Here is a 20,062-nt window from a genome sequence, read left to right on the forward strand (position 1 = left end):
CGCATTATCTAATGATAAAATAGTCCCCAATATCTAATCATTAATCCTCGTAAAAAAAGTATCGAAAAACTGAAACATTTAGCAGTTTTATTCGACTAATTTATTTTACAAGGTGCAAAAATAGCGTATTTTAAAATATGGCGAAAGTAAAATATTATTACGACTCAGAAAATCTGGCTTATACAAAAATAAAAACCAGAAAAAGAATAAAAATAGGTTACGCATTATTGTTTTTAGTAGCTTCAGCGTTGTTTGGTTTTTTAGTTTTTGTTCTTTTAATTAACACGCCTTATTTCGAAACTCCAAAAGATCGTTTACAGGCACGTGAAATTGAAAATTTAAAACTTCAATATTCCATTTTAAATAAAAAACTAGACGAAATTGATGCTGCTGCTGACGCATTAGAAGAACGTGACAATAATATTTATCGTGTATATTTTAACAAAGCTGAAATTCCAGATTCGATTCGGAAAGCAGGATTTAGAAGTTCTGACAGGTACAAAGCGCTAGAAGGGTATAATAATTCTCAATTGGTTTTAAATACGACAAAAAGAATAGATAAACTTTCGAAGCAACTGGCCATTCAGTCGAAATCTTTAGATGAAATTTTAAAATTGGCTGGAGCCAAAGAAAATTTATTATTAGCGATTCCTGCTATTCAACCCGTTCGAAATGAGAATTTAAAACGTGTTGCTTCGGGTTTTGGATATCGTCTTGATCCTTTCACGAAAGTGCGAAAAATGCACAACGGAATGGATTTCACGGCAAACACAGGAGCTCCCGTGTATGCAACCGGAGACGGCGTAGTGAGCAGAGCTGACAATACAGCTTCTGGATATGGAAATCATGTTGTAATACGGCACGGATTTGGCTACGAAAGTCTTTATGCACATTTAAGTAAATATAATTGCAGACCAGGGCAACATGTAAAAAGAGGCGACATAATTGGCTATGTGGGAAGTACCGGAAGATCTGAAGGGCCACATTGTCATTATGAAGTACATAAAGATGGAAAAGTCGTAAATCCGCTGAATTTTTATTACGGAAATATTTCAGCTGCCGAATATGTAGCAATTTCACAAATGGCGAACCAGGAAAATCAATCATTAGATTAATACTTTAAAAAGTGTTATTTTTGAAATAAATTAGAAATACAAAAACATGCATATTGAACTTTCAAAAGATAAAAGATATTACAGCATTGGCGAAGTTGCCAAGGCTTTTAATGTCAATGCATCATTGATACGATTCTGGGACAGCGAATTTGATATTCTGAAACCAAAAAAGAATGCTAAAGGAAACAGAATGTTTACTCCGGAAGATATTACAAACCTGCAGCTGATTTATCATTTGGTAAAAGAAAGAGGTTTTACACTTGAAGGCGCTAAAACGCATTTAAAAGAAGGACAGAAGAAAACATTAGATAAATTCGAAATAATACGTAAATTAGAGACCATAAAAACACAATTGAACGACATCAAAAACGAATTGTAATTAAAAATAGAAATAAACTTAAATCAAAACAAATATGAAAAAGTGGTTAATCCCTGTAGGAATTCTTATCGCATTTATTGCTATTATCGCATTTTGGTCAATTGGAATTAAAAATACTGCCTTACAGCACAGTCAAGCTGTAAATAAAGAATGGGGTAACGTACAAACAGCTTACCAAAGAAGAAATGACCTTATTGGAAATTTAGTTAACACGGTTAAAGGTGCTGCTGATTTTGAAAAATCAACTTTAACAGCAGTAATCGAAGCTCGTGCAAAAGCAACTTCAGTAACTATCGATCCAAGTAATGTGACTCCAGAGCAATTGGCACAATTCAACCAGGCTCAAAGTGGAGTAACTTCATCATTATCAAAATTATTGGTTTCTGTAGAGCAATATCCAACTTTGAAAGCAAACGAGAATTTCTTGAAATTACAAGACGAATTAGCAAGTACAGAAAATCAAATTTTAACGGCTAGAACTCGTTTCAACGAATCTGTACAAACTTATAACGGATATGTTTTAAAAATTCCAAACAACTGGTTCTTGAGCGAATACAAAGAAAAGCCATACTTCGAGGCTTCTACCGGAGCAGACAAACCAGTTGAAGTAAAATTCTAAAAAGAATTTAGACAATAAATCTAAGATCTATAACCTTAACTCTAAAATTACCCAAATGTCAAAAGTAGAAGATTTTTTAACCAAAGCAGAAGAGCAGGAAATTGTTGAAGCTATTCGAATGGCTGAAAATAATACTTCTGGCGAAATTAGAGTTCATATAGAAAAAACAACTTCTAAAGCTCATTTTGATCGGGCTTTAGAAGTTTTTCATGAATTACGAATGGATGAAACCAAACTAAAAAATGGCGTATTGCTCTATTTTGCAGTTGAAGACAAAAGTTTTGTAATTTGTGGAGACAAAGGAATTAATGATTTGGTTGCCGATGATTTTTGGGATTGTACCAAAGACATCATGAGTAATCATTTTAAATCTGGCAATTTCAAACAAGGAATTGTTGACGGAATTACAAATGCCGGAGAACAATTAAAAAAATACTTTCCGTGGTCGGAAGGCGACACAAACGAATTATCTAACGAAATCTCAAAAGGATAAATAATGAAAAATTCCAATAATAAAATCCCAAATTCCAATAGAATTTTTCAGTTTACTTTTTTGCTTATCGCGTTTTTTATCTGCAATACTATTTTTGCTCAGTTTGACATTCCTAAAAAACCTGATTTCCAGACTTCGGTTTATGATTACGCCAATGTTTTAAGTTCTTCTGAAAAAACACAATTAGAAGAAAAACTAGTTCGTTATTCTGATTCAACTTCTACTCAAATTGTTGTCATTACTATTGAAAGCTTAAAAGGGGAAGATATTGGAATTCTTACTCCAAAATGGGCTCAGGAATGGGGAATTGGACAAGCAAAAGAAGATAATGGGGTTTTGATTTTATTGGCTAAAGCCGAAAGAAGAATCTGGATTTCCCCTGGTTATGGATTAGAAGATCGCTTAACAGCAGGAATTGGAGGAGAAATCACCCGAAACATTATTATCCCGGAATTTAAAGCAGGAAGTTATTATCGTGGACTTGATAAAGGTGCCGATGCGCTTTTTGATGTTTTTAAAGGCAAATATAAAGGCGAACGCAAGCAATCTAAAGGAAAAGACTTTCCTATATTTCCATTTATCGTCATTGTTGTAATAGTATTAATTTTACTTTCCCGCAATAAAAGAGGTGGCGGAGGAAATTCTGGAAATAGCGGCGGAGGTCCCAGCCTACTTGATGTTATTATTCTGAGTAATCTTGGAAGAAGCGGCGGAGGCGGTTTTGGAGGCTTCGGTGGTGGATCATCTGGCGGTGGAGGCGGTTTCGGCGGTGGATTTGGCGGAGGCGGTTTCTCTGGTGGAGGTTCAGGCGGAAGTTGGTAATTTATTTTGTTTCTAATTTCAAGTTTCAGGTTTACTAAATTATTTTAGTTAAATTTACAATTCATAATTCAATCATAAATGTTATCACATAAAGCAAAATACGCCCTTAAGGCCTTACTTTATTTAGCTGAACAAGACGAAAATCACATTTCTAGAACTATAGAAATCGCTGATGGCGCTAACATTCCTAAAAAGTTTTTAGAACAGATTCTTTTAGATCTAAAACGAGGACGTTTTGTAAGCAGCAAACAAGGAAAATTTGGCGGTTATTATCTGATAAAATCCAAAAACGACATCACTTTGGCAGAAATTCACCGATTATTTGACGGAGCAATTGCACTTTTGCCATGTGCTTCTTTAAATTTTTACGAGCCTTGTTCTGATTGCAAAACCGAGTCTGAATGCAGTCTGCGTCATGGTTTAATGCTTATTAGAGATAAAACTTTGAAGGCTATGGAAGGTATCACAATCGCCTCATTAGTAAAAAAATAAAAAAATATTTTTTAAAGTCTAGTAAATCGATAGAATTAATTATATATTTGCCAAAAAATAATTAACAAACCAATTACAAATTTTTAACTCATGAAAGAACATTTCAGTTTATTAGGCGTAACCAAAAGTCTTTTGCAAACAAATTCAAATAGTCAGTTCCAAACTGCAAAAAGCATTTCTTGTATGATGTGTATGTGTTGATAAAAAAAAATTTATTAAAAACTCTACTAATCATATATACTTAATATAAAAATGAAAAATTCGATTAAAAATATACTTACAATATTATCTGTTTTAACTTTTTCACTCTCATTTGGACAAAACATCGAAGGTGTAGTTAAAACAACTGAAAATACTCCATTAGAAGCTGCAAACGTTGTTATTAAAGGTACTACTATAAATACAATTACTGACGCTACAGGAAAATTTACTATCGACACTAAGGGAAAACTTCCAATAACACTTTTAATTCAATATGTTGGTTATAAAACTACCGAATTAGAAATCGATGATTTGCCTGCAACTCCATTACAAATCATTTTAAATGAAGAAAACGCTTTGGTTGAAGTTGTTGTTTCTTCACGACGCAGAATCGAAAAAGTTCAGGATGTGCCAATTGCAATTTCTGTAATTACAGGAAAACAAGCAGAACAGACAGGTGCTTTCAATGTTAACCGTATCAAAGAACTAGTTCCATCGGTACAACTATATTCTTCAAATCCTAGAAATACAGGAATCAACATTCGTAGTTTAGGTTCGCCTTTTGGATTAACGAATGACGGAATCGATCCTGGTGTTGGTTTTTACGTGGACGGTGTTTATTATGCACGTCCGGCAGCAACAACTTTAGATTTTATTGATGTGGAGCAAATTGAGGTGTTACGTGGACCACAAGGATCATTATTTGGAAAAAATACGACTTCGGGTGCTTTCAATATTACTACAAGAAAGCCAAGTTTTTCAACAGGAGCAGATTTTGAAGTTAGTTACGGAAACTATAACTTTTTACAAGCTAAAGCATCTGTTACTGGAGCTTTAGGTAAAAAAATTGCTGGAAGAATCTCTTTTTCAGGAACACAAAGAGATGGATTAATTGACAACGTAGCAACTGGAAGACCAACAAACACATTGAACAATCAAGGAATTAGAGGACAGTTATTGTGGACTCCATCTGTAAATACTAATATTATTTTGGCTGCAGATATTACAACACAGCGTCCTGATGGATATGCGCAAGTTGTAGCAGGTGTTGCTCCTACTCAAAGAGCAGCTTACCGTCAATTTAATGCTATTATCAAAGACTTAAATTATCAATTACCAAGTTTAAATGCATTTGATCGTAAAATTGACCAAGATACTCCATGGCGCTCAAATCAGGACATGGGAGGTATTTCGCTTAATATTGACACAAAAGTTGGACCAGGAACATTAACTTCGACTACAGCTTGGAGATTCTGGAACTGGGATCCATCAAATGACAGGGATTTTACAGGGTTACAAGTATTAGCAAAATCTCAAAACCCAACAAGACAGACTCAGGTAACTCAGGAAGTTCGTTATGCTGGACAACTTTCTACAAAAGTAAGTGGTGTTGTTGGAGCGTTCTTCATCGATCAAACTTCTCAAACAGATGGTACAGAAGAATCTGGAAATGCACAATGGAGATTCGCACAAAGTTCTACTAGTCCATTATGGAAAACTCCAGGTCTATTTGAAGGTTACGGAATCAAAACTGATGCTAGAATCAGAGCTTCAAGTGCAGCAGTATTTGGACAAATTGACTGGGCAATTACAGAACGCTTACATATTTTACCAGGTTTAAGATACAACTTTGATAAAAAAGATGCTCATTACAGCCGTTTAACATATGGAGGTTTACAAACAAATGATCCTGCGTTGATCGCTTTGAAAAAATCAGTTTACTCTGATCAGGCTTTTGATTCAAGTACAGACAATACCGATTTCTCTGGAAACTTAACATTGACTTATAAAGTTACAGACAAAATCAATGCTTATGCAACTTATGCAAAAAGCTACAAACCAGTTGGTGTAAACGTTGCTGGACTTCCTACAGATTCTAAAGGAAATCCGTTATTGGATCTTGCTGTAATCAAACCTGAAAAAGTAAATCATTATGAAGTTGGAGTAAAAACGTCTCCATTTAAAAATTCGATTTTCAACTTAACGTTCTTCAATACAGATATCAAAGATTTCCAAACAAACGTTCAGGCTGCTGAATTAGGCGTGAACCGTGGATACCTTGCTAATGCAGACAAAGTACGTGTAAGAGGTGCAGAATTAGATGCAAGTTTTGTATTTAGCTCACATTTAACAGTAAATGCTGCTGCAACTTATACTGACGGAAAATATGTGAAATTTACAAATGCACCGCTTCCATTAGAAGAAACTGGTGCACCGGTATCTTTCAAAGATGTTTCTGGAACTGATTTACCAGGAGCTTCAAGATGGGCAGGATCATTAGGCGGAGAACTTTCAGACAATGCAACATTCTTTGGAAATAGAGGAAAAATATTTGTAGCACTTGATTCTTATGCACGTTCAGAATTCTCTTCAAGCCCTTCGGCTTCAAAATATTTGGTTGTACCAGGATATGCTATTTTTAATGCACGTTTAGGTTTCCGTGCCTCTCAAGGGCTATCTGTTCACTTCTGGGGACGCAACTTATTGAATAAAGATTACTATGAGCAATTGTTGCCTGCCGGAGGTAACGCAGGACAATATGCAGGGGTAATTGGTGACCAAAGAACTTACGGAGTTACTTTAAAATATTCTCTGTAAGCGCGGTTAAGTTAGTTTGTTTAAAATTATTATAACGAGGCAAGTTTTTAAACCTGCCTCGTTTTTTTTTATTTTGAAATCACAAAATAGTAATGAAACCAAATTTTAATCTGCACTGAATCAACGCTGATTTCTATATATTCGCAGCCTGAATTTATGGAGATTAGATGAAATTTTTCAAATTACTGTTCCTACTTGGCTTAATTGGCACAAATTTATCGGCGCAAAATGAAAAGAAAACCGACCAGCAAACTTTAGCCTGGATTCGTTATTATAACATTTTGCCTTTATCCGAAAAATGGGCACTTCATTCTGAATTTGATAATCGGGCTTTTTTAAATCCGGTTCATGAAAATCTTTTTGTTATCAGGGTCCAGGGGCGATACCGAGCAAGCAAACTTGTCGATTTAGGAGGCGGACTTGCTTTTTTTAATGTAAATACCCAAAATCCCAATATTGATCCTGATTTCTCAATTCCGGAATATCGAATTCAGCAAGATATTACTTTGATTGACGATATTGGGAAAATCACTTTTCACAATCGTTTTCAGCTTGAAGAACGTTTTATCGAAAAAGCTTCAAGAACAGAATTCCTAGTTGATTTTTCATTTGCTTTAAGATTTCGTTATAGATTGCAATCGACTTTTGATCTTTGGAAAGAAGAAAACAGAAGCTTGAAAGGCACAATTTCTGACGAAGTTATGTTCAATTTCGGAAAAGACAACAAGCTGAATACTTTTGATCAAAACAGATTTTACGTAGCACTTCGCTATCATTTTAATCCGAATATCGGAGTAGAATTGGGTTATCTAAAAAACTTCCAAAGACGTGCCACTGGTGTAGATTTTTATGACAGGGATATTGTTCGTTTTACTGTTTATCATCGAATAGAAAAGAGGTTCTAAGGTACTAAGGCTTTATATGTAGTGATAAAAAAAGCGTATAAATCAAATAAAGTTTGATTTATACGCTTTTTCAAAACCTCAGCGCCTTAGTACCTTAGCATCTTAAAAAAAGCCTTAAAGAGACGCGCCAACACACGTCTCTTCAGAAAGACAAAACCTACTCCTCTCTTTCTCGGCCTCTTCTCTTACCCTTTTCATTTCCTGCAAAATTTCCAATTTTATAGGCCAATGAAAACATGATATATCTTTTTAAAACGGTGTTTTCTTCATCTCGGATTGATGTTGCCGAAATCGTTCTGGTAGCGCTTAGATTTTGATTCAAAACGTCGTACACTTTCACTTTTGCATAGAGTTTTTTGTCCAAAAATCCGTAAGACAAGCTCGTATTCCATAAGTAGAAGTCCTTTTTGAAATCACTCGAAATATTAGAATTATAAGTATATCCAAAGTCATTACCGAAAATAAATTTAGCCGGCCAATAACTCGTTGTTTGCAAATTAATTCGGTGTACGACATTTGAAGTTGCATCGCGAGTGTAGTTTTCATATTTTGTTTCATTGTATGACAAACTGTACGAAGGTGCAATAACAAGCAGCTCGCCATATTCATAAGACAAATATACTTTTGGCGTTACTGCAGTACCTTTTGCATTGTACATAACTCCATTTGTAAAACCTTTATCAAAACTGTAAGTTCCGTTCAACTGCAAACCATATCGAAAAGTATTCGCATCTTTCTTAATTGACTGATTCCAGTTTCCGCCAACAGTAAAGGTGTAGGTATCTGAGATATTCACATACGTTGTCGTTCTTTTTCCGCTGTCATCATAAAATGAAGTAGAAGAAATATCATTAGAATAATAATCTCCTCTTGTATACACGCTGTAACCCGAACGTGTTCGGAAATCAAAATTTCTGAAACTAAAATTTGCACTACTTTTTTCTATTGGCGTCAGATTCGGGTTTCCTATAATCGTATTCAATGGATTGCTCAAATTTGCAACTGGCAATAAAAAGCTCGAGGCCGGAAGCGCATTCGAATAATCATATTTAAAAGTCATATTCTTTGAACGGCTGAACTTATATCGAAATTGAGCTGTCGCGTATGGCAAAGCATATTTCTGATTCAAATCGGTTGGTTTTCCTAAATAAAAAGCATGATTATCGTAATCAATAATCGAGGTTTTTGTATCCAGATTTATGGTGTATTTGTTCTTTTGAAGCGTAATTCCAACTTTCGGGCTCACCGAATTTTGTTTCGACGTTGTATAAGTCGTCAAAGACTCATTTACTTGAGAATACGATTGTGTATCAGCATCATAATCAAATGTTTTTTGATCTTTTATTTCGTTTTGCCAATCAAAATCAGAACCAAATCTAATTCGTAAAGAATCTGTAATCGGTTCCGTATATTCAATATCTAATGAATAAGCATCATTGACATTATCATTTCTTGTCGTCTGATTTCGCTTATCATTTGGTTTGTTGTCCTGATAAAAAATTGTTTCTGAAACATTCAATGCATCCGTAATAGCATCTGTATTGTTATTATCAAAAACAAAACTCAGGTTACGATTTTTTTTCTCAAATGCTTTATTGAAATTTAAAGTATTGGCAAAATTAGTCGTTGTATTTTCTCGGCGAGAAACTGCCGTACTTTCGTTTAAAGCCTGGCCATTTTCATCTTGAGAAGAACTTGATGAATCTGAATCACTATCAACTCGCGTTTGATTAAATTTTGGAGTAAAAACAATTCGCGTACTCGGATCAAGTTTGTACTCGAACTCAAAATTGGCTTTATTTCCTGTATTTTCAGTTCTTGTTTTAGCATCTGATTCCGTCAAAATATTTCCTGTCGGCAAAAAGCTCAATTGATTTGCCTTGCTGTCATTATTCGTTATATTATTTGAAAAATTATAACTCCCGGAAGCTGAGAAATCCTTAAACCATTCATCAGAATAATTAATCCCAGCCAGATTTGACTGAATAATCCCTTTACCACTTGTAGTACTTCCTTGATTGGCATTATTATTTCGCCCACCTCCCATATTATCAAATACGTCATCCATTGAAAAACCGGTCGAATTGATATTATTAGAAGAAGCCAAAACGCTAATTTTCTGATTATTATTGAAGAAATTCATAATCAAACTGCTTTCATAACGATCATCAGAACCGTATCCAGCAAGCGCTTTTCCAAAGAAACCTTTATTTTTCTTTTCGTCAATCGTGAAGTTAATAGAGGAATTATCTGAACTTGATTCCTGTTTTGCCAGTTCTTCTTTCTTGGTTTTAAAATCCGAAACCTGAACTTTTTTAATTATTTCAGCCGGCATATTTTTCAATAACATCTGTCCGTCTTTATCAAAAAATGCTTTTCCGTTGACTAAAAACTGAGTGACTTCCCGCCCATTTACTGTGACTTTTCCGTCATTATCAACATCGACGCCGGGTAATTGCTTTAATAAATTTTCGACATTGGCATCTGGTCTTACTTTAAATGCCGAAGCATTAAATTCTAAAGTATCTTTTTTAACAGCAACAGGTGGCGCTTCGGTTTTAATGACAACATTTTCCAAAGCATTAATATTTTCGGCCAAATATAATTTCCCGAAATCCTTGCTTTCAACAAGTTCTTTTTGTTCTTCAACGAAAGTCTGATATCCCATATAATTGACTTTCAGGAAAACAGGTTTGTTGATTTTTTTTGTATTTATTCTGAAAACACCGTTTTTATCAGTAGTAGCGTATTCGATTACGGCAGAATCTTTAACGGTAGTAAAATATACGGTTGCCATTTCAAGCGGAACTTGTGTATTAAGATCAACAACAGTTCCTTTAATGATAATATCATTTTGCGCATTGGCAGCAACGCAAAAAAGAAAAAACAATAAATAAGAAAAATACCTGGTCATAATTGGTTAGTTAGAACCATTAAGACCTAAAAGCAACTTAAAGGTTTAATTATAAATATAACATTTACTGCGTATTTTGTTTAGAAGCAAAAAAAAATCCCCTTTTTACAGGGGATTCGGTTTTATTTTTCTCTAATATAAATATCAATCGGCACTCCGGCAAAGTCCCAATTTTCTCTAATTTTATTTTCAAGATATCTTTTATATGGCTCTTTAACGTATTGCGGCATATTGGCAAAAAACACAAACTGAGGTGTTGCAGTTGGCAATTGCATGCAATATTTAATTTTCACATATTTACCTTTTGTCGCTGGTGGCGGATAAGCCTCAATAACTTTCAACATGTATTCGTTAAATTTTGAAGTAGCGATTCTTTGTTTTCGGTTTTCAAAAACCTGAACTGTAGCTTCTAATGCTTTCAACAAACGCTGTTTTGTCAATGCCGAAACGAATAAGATTGGCACATCTGTAAAAGGCATTAATTCTTTTTTGATTTTCTCTTCGTAATCGCGAGTTGACATGGTATCTTTTTCAACCAAATCCCATTTGTTTACTAAGATTACAACACCTTTTCGATTTTTCTCAGCCAACCAGAAAATACTCTGATCCTGACCTTCAAATCCGCGAGTTGCATCGATAACCAATATACAAATATCTGCATGCTCAATTGCTCTAACAGAACGCATTACAGAATAAAATTCTAAATCTTCCTTCACTTTTGCTTTACGACGGATTCCCGCAGTATCAACTAAGTTAAATTCAAAACCAAAACGGTCAAATTTAGTATCAATGGCATCACGAGTTGTTCCTGCAATATCCGTTACAATATATCGATCCTGACCAATCAAGGCATTGATAAAACTAGATTTTCCAGCATTTGGGCGTCCTACAACTGCAAAACGAGGCAAATCTTCTTTAACCTCAACAACTGGTTTCTCTGGAAACGCATCAATTAAAGCATCTAATAAATCTCCCGTTCCACTTCCTGAAATACTTGCGAAAGTGTAATAATCTCCTAAACCAAGATTATAAAACTCAATCGCATCTTTTTCACGCATTGCGTTATCTACTTTATTTACAGCCAATAAAACCGGTTTTGTTACTTTACGCAACAATTTAGCCACCGTTTCATCCATTGGTGTAATTCCTTCTTCAACATCAACAACAAAAATAATAACATCGGCTTCGTCGATAGCAAGCTCCACTTGTTTACGAATTTCACCTTCAAATACGTCATCAGATCCGCGAACGTATCCACCCGTATCAATAACAGAAAACTCTTTTCCGTTCCACTCGCTTTTACCATAGTTTCTATCACGGGTAACCCCAGATACTGAATCTACAATAGCTTCTCTTCTTTGTATCAGCCTATTAAAAAGGGTCGATTTCCCCACATTAGGTCTTCCTACTATCGCAACAATGTTATTCATTTTTTTTGAATTTTAGACTTTAGACTTTAGATTTCAGATTTTTAGCTCCCTAAAAACCTAATCACTAATTACCCTAAATGCCTTATTTAAATTTTTTGCAAAGGTACATAAAAAAGTGGCTAAATTGCTATCTCTATAGCTATCGGGACTAAGTACCTAAGTTTTTATCTTTTTTAGGAGCTATTTCCTGCTATCCGTTTCAATCTTTTATGTCGCTAAAGAAGCGCCACAAAAGGATTTCCACTACTATCAGGGCTAGGGCATCTCCGTTTTAAGAATACTTTTGTTTTTACGATTAAACAAATCAACAATTAAACGATTCAACAAAAACTACTGATTATAACCGAATCGTTTCAACATATTGGCATTGCTTCTCCAGTTTTTATTCACTTTTACGTAAAGTTCAATGTGAATTTGTTTTCCGAAGAATTTTTCTAAATCGGCACGGGCATCAGTTCCTACTTTTTTCAAAGCAGCTCCTTTATGTCCGATGATAATTCCTTTTTGCGTATCACGTTCCACCATAATTACCGAACGAATTCTGATAATTTTTTCGTCTTCGTGAAATTCTTCTGTTACTATTTCAACTGCGTATGGAATTTCTTTGCTGTAATTCAGCAAGATTTTTTCTCGGATTGTTTCGTTTACAAAGAAACGTTCTGGTTTATCTGTTAATTGATCTTTTGGATAATAAGCTGGTGATTCCGGCAATAATTCTATAATTCTTCCGAAAACTTCTGGAACATTGAAATTCTGCAAAGCCGAGATTGGGAAAATTTCAGCATTTGGTACTTTTTCTTTCCAAAAAGACACTTGTTCTTCTAATTGTTCTTGGTGCGAATTATCAATTTTATTTAAAAGAAGTAAAACCGGAATTTTAGCATGAATGATTTTATTAAAAAAAGCTTCATCTTTTAAATCCTGCTCCCCTATTTCAACCATGTAAACTAAAATATCAGCATCTTCAAAAGCCGATTTTACGAAATTCATCATCGATTCCTGCATTTCGTATGCTGGTTTTATAATTCCAGGAGTATCTGATAATACAAGTTGAAAATCTTCGCCATTTACAATTCCAAGAATTCTATGACGTGTAGTTTGTGCTTTTGATGTAATGATTGACAATCGTTCTCCAACGAAAGCGTTCATTAGTGTCGATTTCCCAACATTTGGATTCCCGATGATGTTTACAAAACCTGCTTTATGTGACATTTGCATAATATTTAATTTTACTGCGTACAGTTCGACCTGTCGGTCTCGAGTGCAAAGGTAGTCATATCAACTCAATACAGAAAATAAAACATTTTTTTAAGTTTTCGTTGGATTTCTCAAAAATCGGCGTATCTTTGCACCCGAAACATCGCGGGATAGAGCAGTAGGCAGCTCGTCGGGCTCATAACCCGAAGGTCACAGGTTCGAGTCCTGTTCCCGCTACTAAGACAAAAAGCTTCAGAGAAATCTGGAGCTTTTTTTATTTAAATGGTTCGATACAATTCACAAAAAATATAATTTTCCTGATTTCTAAACACAAAAAAATTGCGCAAAGTCAGAGACATTTGCGCAGCTTTTCAAAAACAAACACTTCCTAATATCGGAACGCTCTATTTTATTGGACTATTTTAGAAGTATATTCTACAAACATTTAATGGTACCACCATCTACCCTAATGGTAGCTCCACTAATGTAATTAGCAAAAGTACTACACAGATACGCAACTGCGCCGGCAATTTCCTCTGGTTCCCCAAACCTTCCCGTGTCATTTGGAATAAGCTGCTTAACAGCCTTGGATTTTATCTCCTCTAAATCGGTTCCCCAGTTAAACTTAGGTGCAGCATTCACAAGCCAATCTTCAACCATAGGATTTATTATTGCCCCAGGAGAAACTACATTTGAAGTTATTCCGGTTTCTTGCAGTGTTCTCGCAAGTGAGATTGAAAGATTATGTCTTGCAGCAAGTGTCGCATTATAATGTGGCTGCTCTTTAATAGGCTGTATAGCAAGACCTCCGCCTATATGAATAACGCGTCCCCAACCTAATGTTTTCATTTGTGGCACTATGCGCTGAATCATTCTCACATACGAAACGACATTGTTGTTATAAATTTCAGCCCAATCAATTGCAGTTGCTTCACCCCAGGATTTATGTGATGTCGCACCCGCATTATTAATTAGGATATCAATCTGACCATTCTTAAGCGCAGCACTAGCAACCTCATCAGCCCCACTATCTGTACTGAGATCACCTAAAGCTATTTCTGCCATTCCTCCATTGTTAATAATTTCCTGACACACTACTTTGGCACGATCTTCATTTCTGCCATGAACTATAACGGTCGCACCTTCATTTGCCAGCATTTTAACTATTGACTCCCCTAGTCCTGAACTCGAACCGGTTACAAGCGCTCTTTTCCCTTTTAATTTTAAATCCATTTTTATCTATAATTAACTATTCTTGTTTTTTTTGTAAAGGTGACACACCAAATTCTTTTTTATACGCATAAGAGAAATGAGACATATTAACAAAACCTATTTCTAAATAAATCTCACTTGGGCGCTGCTTGCAATTTTCTATCAAATATTTTGCTTCATAAAGACGCTTTTTAGTAAGCCATCTGCTTGGAGTAATCCTAAACAATCTCGCAAAATCTCTTTTGAAACCGGACAAACTGCGTCCTGTGAGAAAAGCAAATTTTTCTAATGGAACATTATACCTGTAATGACCATTCATAAATCCCTCCAAATCCAGTTTTCCAGGATCGCTAAATTCAAATAACATTTCCTTAATTTCCAGATCAATATCTGCCAATATTAAAACCAGCTCCTTAATTTTAATTCGTAAAATTTCACGATCAACATCTGTTCTTTGAGCATATTCATTTAATGCTGCTACAGATTTTGTCAGCATATTATTAGCCTGGACAGCCTTAACACCTTCACCGTGAAACCTCTCTGACTTAAAACCGATTTCTTTCGAAATCTCCATAAGCGTATTTTGGTCAAAATGAACAGCTATAGACTTGAAACCGTCAGATTCAGTATGTTTAATAGATTTTGTTAATTGATTTCTTCTAAAGAAGCGGTAATCACCAGCGGTAAAAGTATATTTCTTGCATCCTATCCATACATCATGCCTGCCGCTTATGATATAACTAAAGATGTGATCGGACACAAATGCTTCGCCTTCAACATTATCTCCAAAATAGAGATTTTGTATTAGCTTTGGTTCTGAAAGAGTTTGAACTTTTTTTGATTCCATTTTCTTTGCATTTTTATCTGATACAAATTTCTCAAATAAATCAATCCACAAGTTTGTTCAAACGTCCAAACTTATTTGTTGTCACTAAAAAAAATATAATCCTTAATAAATAATAAGATGTTTGAATGCCTCCCTCTACTAAGTGAAAGCTTCAGAGGAATATGGAATCTTTATTATTTATATTAAAACATAAAAATCAGAAACCTTTCTCATTTTTCTAATTTAAAGTAAAAAAAAATGCGCAAAGTCAGGGACACTTGCACATTTTTTTTCATGGGAACATTTAGGTATTACCAAATCGTTATCCTATCTTTCTTCGGCAAAAACATTTTATCTCCTTGTTTCACATTAAATGCATCGTAAAAAGGAGTGGTATTCATTAGAGGACCGTTAACACGCCAATTTGGTGGAGAATGCGGATTATTGTTAATCCACAAACGCAGGAACTCGTCTTTCATTTTTACTCTCCATATTTTGGCTATAGAAATAAAGAAGCGTTGGTCTGGAGTAAAACCGTCGATTTTTGTGTTTCCTTTTCCTTGTTCGGTCATTTTAAAAGCATCATAGGCAACTGCTATTCCAGCAATATCTGCTGTATTTTCGCCAACTGTCATTGCCCCATTAATATGCAGATTTCCTAAAACTGTAAATGTGCTATACAAATTAATAACCTGTTGTATTCTTGACTTAAACTGTTCATAATCTTCTTTTGTCCACCAGTTTTTCAGGTTTCCATCTTTGTCGTATTGAGCACCTTGATCATCAAAAGTATGGGTTATTTCGTGACCTATAACCATTCCAATACCGCCATAATTAAGTGCATCATCTGCATTATTATCAAAATATGGGGCTTGTAAAATACCTGCTGGAAAAACAATTTCATTTGCAGTAGGATTATTATATGCCGTAACTGTCGGAACTGTAGTAAACCATTCTGATTTATCAACTGGTTTGCCCAATTTTGCTAATTGAAATTGATACGCAGCTTTAGAAGCCGAAATAATATTCTCAAAATAGGTGTTTCTAGCTACATTAACATTGCTGTAGTCTCTCCATTTATCTGGATATCCTATTTTCTTAGTAATGGCGAACAATTTTTCTTTAGCTTTTTGTTTCGTAATTGGACTCATCCATTCCAATTTATCAATTCTTTTGCCGTACGCTTTTTGCAAATTATTCACGAGAACTAGCATACGTTTTTTGGCATCTTCTGAAAAATATTTCTTTACATACAATTCGCCTAACGCTTCGCCTAAGTAACTATCAATGACATTAGCCATTTTTTCGCCGCGTGATTTTTGAACAGCTTGACCAGAAAGTACTTTGGTATATTCAAATGAAGCATCGACAAAAGGCTTACTTAAATCATCAGCATATCTTTCTATAGAGTTGGCTTTCAAATAAATTTTCCAATTATTAAGCGGAATGGTTTTTAAGAGCTTATTAAGAGCATCATAATAAGCAGGCTGGCATACATTAATAGAATCGGTTTTAGCACCTAAATTATTTAAAAAAGCAGTCCAATCGATATTAGGGTGTCTTTTTACAAGATCTGTCACCGCTATTTTATTATAATTTGCCTGCACATCTCGAAGTTCAACTTTTGTTTTATGAGAAGTAGCGAGTTGCTTGTCAATACCGTAAACCAAATCAGCACTCTTTTTAGCCTCTTCTACATTACTGCCAGTTTGCTGAAATAATGTAATAAGGTATTTTTTGTATGCTTCCTGTATGGCAACAGTCGACGAATCTGATTTGAAATAATAATCCCTGTCTGGTAAACCAATACCAGTTTGATAGATTTGGGCAATGTTCATTTTGCTGTTTTTATCATCAGTTGAGACTCCGAAATTTATAATCGAAAAATTGTACACTTTTACTTCATTAACTACAAAGTTCATTAAGGACGGTAAATCGCTAATTGCGTCAATTTTGGCAAGTAAGGGTTTGATAGGCGCATAACCGCGTTTGTCAATGGTTACAGTATCCATACCTGATGCATAAAAGTCTCCTACTTTCTGCGCTATACTTCCTGCCGGATTTGTGCTTTTTGAAATACTGTCCAATATCCCTTGCAGGCGCATTCGTTGTGGGAAATTCATAAACATATAAGCACCAACTCCGGATTGAGATGCAGGAATTGATACAGAATCGTACCATTTACCATTTACATATTTAAAAAAATCATTGCCAGGCGTCAATGTGGAATCTATTCCTGTGATAGCAACATTTTTTTTTCCTTCATGTTTTGAACATGATGCAAAAGCTAAGAATGCACTGAAGAGCACTAAGGTTTTTTTCATAATTTAAATGATTTCTATTAAAATGAACTGAAAGACGTTTGGAGGTAAAGTTAATTTTAGCAGAACAATATACGAATTCAGTTTTTAATTTTGAAGTTTTTGTGAGAATTACTGCTTATAAAAAACAGAATTATAAGCAGTTATTTATCTTTAAATGTAGTGATTCATTGTACGTTTTGAAGCTACACCGGTTTTTATGAGTTCGTTATTTATACTTTTTGTTCTCCCGATTTAATTGCTATAAAATCATCATACTGGGTAAAATACTCCAATCCCAAAACTAATAGTATTGAACTTGCATTATATACCTTCTGCATTATGATGGCTGAACTCAAATAACCAAACCCAAACAGAAAAAAGAAACAGTAAAATGTCAGCAAGCAAATAATACAGCAAAATTTAAGCAAATGAAGTTTTGACTTTAGGATTAATACAGTAATAATAAATAAACCTATCAATGTTAAAACGATCGATATTGTTCCCAAATCATGTAAGGGTGTTGCAATTAAGAAAATAAATAATATGTTGGCAACGCCTATAAATTTTAAAATTTTAGCCCATTGTCTTAATGCTATTTTTTTTGACATATGAATAAAAAAGACGCCATAACCAACCGATTGGAATGCCATTCCGATAATGGCCCAAAACCTGCCGGGGTTTTCTGCCCCATTTATCGCTTTTGCAGCAAACAAATTACTGATGAAATTTTTTGACCAGCCAAATCCAATAGAATTTTTGTCAAGCAATGATCCGCCTGGATATAATAAAGTAGCTATTACGATCAAAATCATGGAAATGACCAAACATATCAAAACCGAATGTTTCTGAACGATTTGCTTAATTGTTAAACTTCCCATTAAATTGATTGCTTAAATTCATTGTAGCAGCTGTTATGAACAGTGTCTTATTTTTTTTCAAACTCCTTTTTAGCTTCTTTTCTTGACTTCTCAAATACATCAACGCCAAATTTCTCCAAAACTAACTTTTCCATTGTTTCTTTATAACATTTTATTGAACCAGTAATAACGCAGCCCTTTTTTACAAATTTTATATTGTATTTTTTAAGCATGTAATTGTCATAAAATTTATAAAATTCTTCTTCGGATTTAAATGAAAAAGTAAGTCCTGTTATTAATATATTATACTTACCATTATTAAAATCTATTTGTGCTTTCTCCGTTCCATTTTCGCATGTTGCTTCATACCAAAAAAGATTGTCATCAACTTTTTGGTTTTCCTGAGAAAATCCAACTAAGCAACTTAGAAAAAATATCAATGTCAAAATTTGCTTCATAAAGATAGTTACCAAAATATGTTTTATCTGTTCATTTTTTACTGTTCTGCAACTTCTTTTAATTTATCCATTGCTTTTGGGTAATTATCATTAAAATAGCCTAAATACTCATCAATAACATCTATATCAACGATTACGGTTGTAATACCGTTATTTTCCTGAAAAGTATAATTTTCATGTCCGCCGGCCCATTTTTCTACCTGTTCACCTGTGGTTACTTCGGTATCTCCGTCCAAAAATCCGTAATGACGAATGGAAACAAAATTTGCAGGTTTGTGTTCTGCAATTTCCGAAACCATTCCTCCTTTTTTGCCGTTTTCATCTACTCCTACAAAAAGGATTTTACTTCCTTTATCCCAGCTTCCCTCATAGGTAGAAGTAGAATTAAAAGTTGCTGTCCAATATTCGTAAGTGGCTTTGTCTTTTAAGCCTAGCATCGTTTCATATACTTTTTGAGCTGATGCTTTAATTTCTTTTTTAAATTGTAATTTTTGCATTGCTTTCTTTGTTTTAAAAGTTTTTAATCAGTTTAATATTTTCTATTTATTAACTTAAATTCTTTACATATCCAATGTGTTATTATAAGCGTCGCGCAAGCCACCAAAGATTTCGAGATTGTCCAGTTTCTCACAAGGAACTCTTCGAAGATATAAAAAAACAAAGAGAATATTCTTTCAAAACAAAAAATCACACATAAAACTTTTATTTTTTTGAAATTTTTATTTTAAGAAAAATAACTTCTTTATTTCATTCTTTACATAAAACAATCAATTACGAATCAAACAAATAAGTCTTAATCAAACAAATTATTTAAGGCTTTTCTACTTCTGAATTTGATGTTTTCAAAATAATTTCAAAAAGTTTTTTCAAAAAACTATTTGCGTATTCCAAAATTATTTGCACTTTTGCACCCGCAATAGCAAAACAGGTCCGTTCGTCTATCGGTTAGGACGCCAGGTTTTCATCCTGGTAAGGGGGGTTCGATTCCCCCACGGACTACTTAGCAAGACAAAAGCTTCAGAGAAATCTGGAGCTTTTTTTTTACATGGTTTGAAAAAATATTAGTCGATTTTATCCGTTAACAATTGCATCAAAAATTGACGGTAAGAATCTCGAAATTTATGACATTCTCTGAAAAAAAATATCAAACTCGACAATTCTTCAAAAAGTAACAATAAAAAAACATGTAAGTTCTTTTTTCTTCAAACAAATTATCGGATTTTTGCAAAAATTAATTAAAA

General features: G+C 34.2%; 18 protein-coding genes and 2 tRNA genes. 11 read left to right on the plus strand and 9 right to left on the minus strand.

The annotated features are described in order from the left end of the window. Window positions 1–137 precede the first annotated feature (137 nt). From ACWA1B_RS19780 to ACWA1B_RS19815, 8 genes are all read left to right on the plus strand, one after another. On the plus strand, window positions 138–1,115 hold the full coding sequence (locus tag ACWA1B_RS19780; protein WP_456909925.1) for a peptidoglycan DD-metalloendopeptidase family protein: 978 nt from the start codon (window positions 138–140) through the stop codon (window positions 1,113–1,115). A 46-nt stretch (window positions 1,116–1,161) separates the two neighbouring features. Then, window positions 1,162–1,494, plus strand: a complete 333-nt coding sequence (locus ACWA1B_RS19785; protein ID WP_035651884.1) for a MerR family transcriptional regulator — start codon at window positions 1,162–1,164, stop codon at window positions 1,492–1,494. Between the two features lie 34 nt (window positions 1,495–1,528). Further along, window positions 1,529–2,113 (plus strand): LemA family protein, encoded by a 585-nt coding sequence (locus ACWA1B_RS19790; RefSeq protein WP_035651882.1) that lies wholly within the window; start codon window positions 1,529–1,531, stop codon window positions 2,111–2,113. Window positions 2,114–2,168: 55 nt separating this feature from the next. Beyond that, window positions 2,169–2,606 (plus strand): TPM domain-containing protein, encoded by a 438-nt coding sequence (locus ACWA1B_RS19795; RefSeq protein ID WP_035651879.1) that lies wholly within the window; start codon window positions 2,169–2,171, stop codon window positions 2,604–2,606. Window positions 2,607–2,609: 3 nt separating this feature from the next. Next, complete coding sequence (locus ACWA1B_RS19800; RefSeq protein WP_456909928.1) at window positions 2,610–3,428, plus strand: TPM domain-containing protein; 819 nt, start codon at window positions 2,610–2,612, stop codon at window positions 3,426–3,428. A 78-nt stretch (window positions 3,429–3,506) separates the two neighbouring features. Further along, window positions 3,507–3,920: an RrF2 family transcriptional regulator gene (locus tag ACWA1B_RS19805; RefSeq protein ID WP_026730483.1), complete on the plus strand. Its 414-nt coding sequence runs from the start codon at window positions 3,507–3,509 to the stop codon at window positions 3,918–3,920. Window positions 3,921–4,172: 252 nt separating this feature from the next. Beyond that, the gene (locus ACWA1B_RS19810; RefSeq protein WP_456909930.1) at window positions 4,173–6,719 is read left to right on the plus strand and encodes a TonB-dependent receptor; all 2,547 of its coding nucleotides are present in this window, start codon (window positions 4,173–4,175) and stop codon (window positions 6,717–6,719) included. Between the two features lie 167 nt (window positions 6,720–6,886). Continuing rightward, a complete protein-coding gene (locus ACWA1B_RS19815) occupies window positions 6,887–7,624 on the plus strand; it encodes a DUF2490 domain-containing protein (protein WP_456909932.1) in 738 nt (245 codons plus the stop codon). Between the two features lie 157 nt (window positions 7,625–7,781). Here ACWA1B_RS19815 and ACWA1B_RS19820 read toward each other — a convergent pair whose 3' ends face one another. The 3 genes from ACWA1B_RS19820 to era all read right to left on the minus strand — a co-directional run bounded on the left by ACWA1B_RS19820 (window position 7,782) and on the right by era (window position 13,180). After that, the gene (locus ACWA1B_RS19820; protein ID WP_456909934.1) at window positions 7,782–10,538 is read right to left on the minus strand and encodes an outer membrane beta-barrel protein; all 2,757 of its coding nucleotides are present in this window, start codon (window positions 10,536–10,538) and stop codon (window positions 7,782–7,784) included. Between the two features lie 122 nt (window positions 10,539–10,660). After that, window positions 10,661–11,968 carry a ribosome biogenesis GTPase Der gene (gene der, locus ACWA1B_RS19825; RefSeq protein WP_035651868.1) on the minus strand — a complete coding sequence of 436 codons (1,308 nt, stop codon included), beginning with the start codon at window positions 11,966–11,968 and terminating at the stop codon, window positions 10,661–10,663. 330 nt (window positions 11,969–12,298) lie between these two features. Continuing rightward, window positions 12,299–13,180, minus strand: coding sequence for a GTPase Era (gene era, locus ACWA1B_RS19830; RefSeq protein ID WP_456909937.1), 882 nt, complete (start codon window positions 13,178–13,180; stop codon window positions 12,299–12,301). Between the two features lie 149 nt (window positions 13,181–13,329). Here era and ACWA1B_RS19835 point away from each other — a divergent pair. After that, window positions 13,330–13,402: transfer RNA gene (locus ACWA1B_RS19835), tRNA-Met, on the plus strand. 198 nt (window positions 13,403–13,600) lie between these two features. On the opposite strand, the gene ACWA1B_RS19840 is transcribed toward ACWA1B_RS19835, so the two are convergent. The 4 genes from ACWA1B_RS19840 to ACWA1B_RS19855 form a co-directional block, all read right to left on the minus strand. Next, window positions 13,601–14,398, minus strand: a complete 798-nt coding sequence (locus ACWA1B_RS19840) for an SDR family NAD(P)-dependent oxidoreductase (protein WP_456909939.1) — start codon at window positions 14,396–14,398, stop codon at window positions 13,601–13,603. 16 nt (window positions 14,399–14,414) lie between these two features. Then, window positions 14,415–15,224: a helix-turn-helix domain-containing protein gene (locus ACWA1B_RS19845; protein ID WP_456909941.1), complete on the minus strand. Its 810-nt coding sequence runs from the start codon at window positions 15,222–15,224 to the stop codon at window positions 14,415–14,417. Window positions 15,225–15,514: 290 nt separating this feature from the next. Beyond that, complete coding sequence (locus ACWA1B_RS19850) at window positions 15,515–17,527, minus strand: M13 family metallopeptidase (protein WP_456909943.1); 2,013 nt, start codon at window positions 17,525–17,527, stop codon at window positions 15,515–15,517. A 209-nt stretch (window positions 17,528–17,736) separates the two neighbouring features. Continuing rightward, on the minus strand, window positions 17,737–18,219 hold the full coding sequence (locus ACWA1B_RS19855) for a hypothetical protein (RefSeq protein WP_456909945.1): 483 nt from the start codon (window positions 18,217–18,219) through the stop codon (window positions 17,737–17,739). A gap of 7 nt (window positions 18,220–18,226) precedes the next feature. Between ACWA1B_RS19855 and ACWA1B_RS19860 the strand changes: the two genes are divergently transcribed. Next, window positions 18,227–18,355, plus strand: coding sequence for a hypothetical protein (locus ACWA1B_RS19860; RefSeq protein ID WP_456909947.1), 129 nt, complete (start codon window positions 18,227–18,229; stop codon window positions 18,353–18,355). 76 nt (window positions 18,356–18,431) lie between these two features. Here the strand turns inward: ACWA1B_RS19860 and ACWA1B_RS19865 are convergent, their stop codons facing one another. Beyond that, the gene (locus ACWA1B_RS19865) at window positions 18,432–18,821 is read right to left on the minus strand and encodes a hypothetical protein (RefSeq protein WP_456909949.1); all 390 of its coding nucleotides are present in this window, start codon (window positions 18,819–18,821) and stop codon (window positions 18,432–18,434) included. Window positions 18,822–18,859: 38 nt separating this feature from the next. After that, window positions 18,860–19,318 (minus strand): SRPBCC domain-containing protein, encoded by a 459-nt coding sequence (locus tag ACWA1B_RS19870; RefSeq protein ID WP_456909951.1) that lies wholly within the window; start codon window positions 19,316–19,318, stop codon window positions 18,860–18,862. Window positions 19,319–19,748: 430 nt separating this feature from the next. On the opposite strand from ACWA1B_RS19870, the gene ACWA1B_RS19875 reads away from it, so the two are divergent. After that, window positions 19,749–19,820 (plus strand) — tRNA-Glu (locus tag ACWA1B_RS19875). The last annotated feature ends 242 nt before the right edge of the window (window positions 19,821–20,062 follow it).

It is taken from the genome of Flavobacterium xizangense (genome assembly GCF_054075145.1).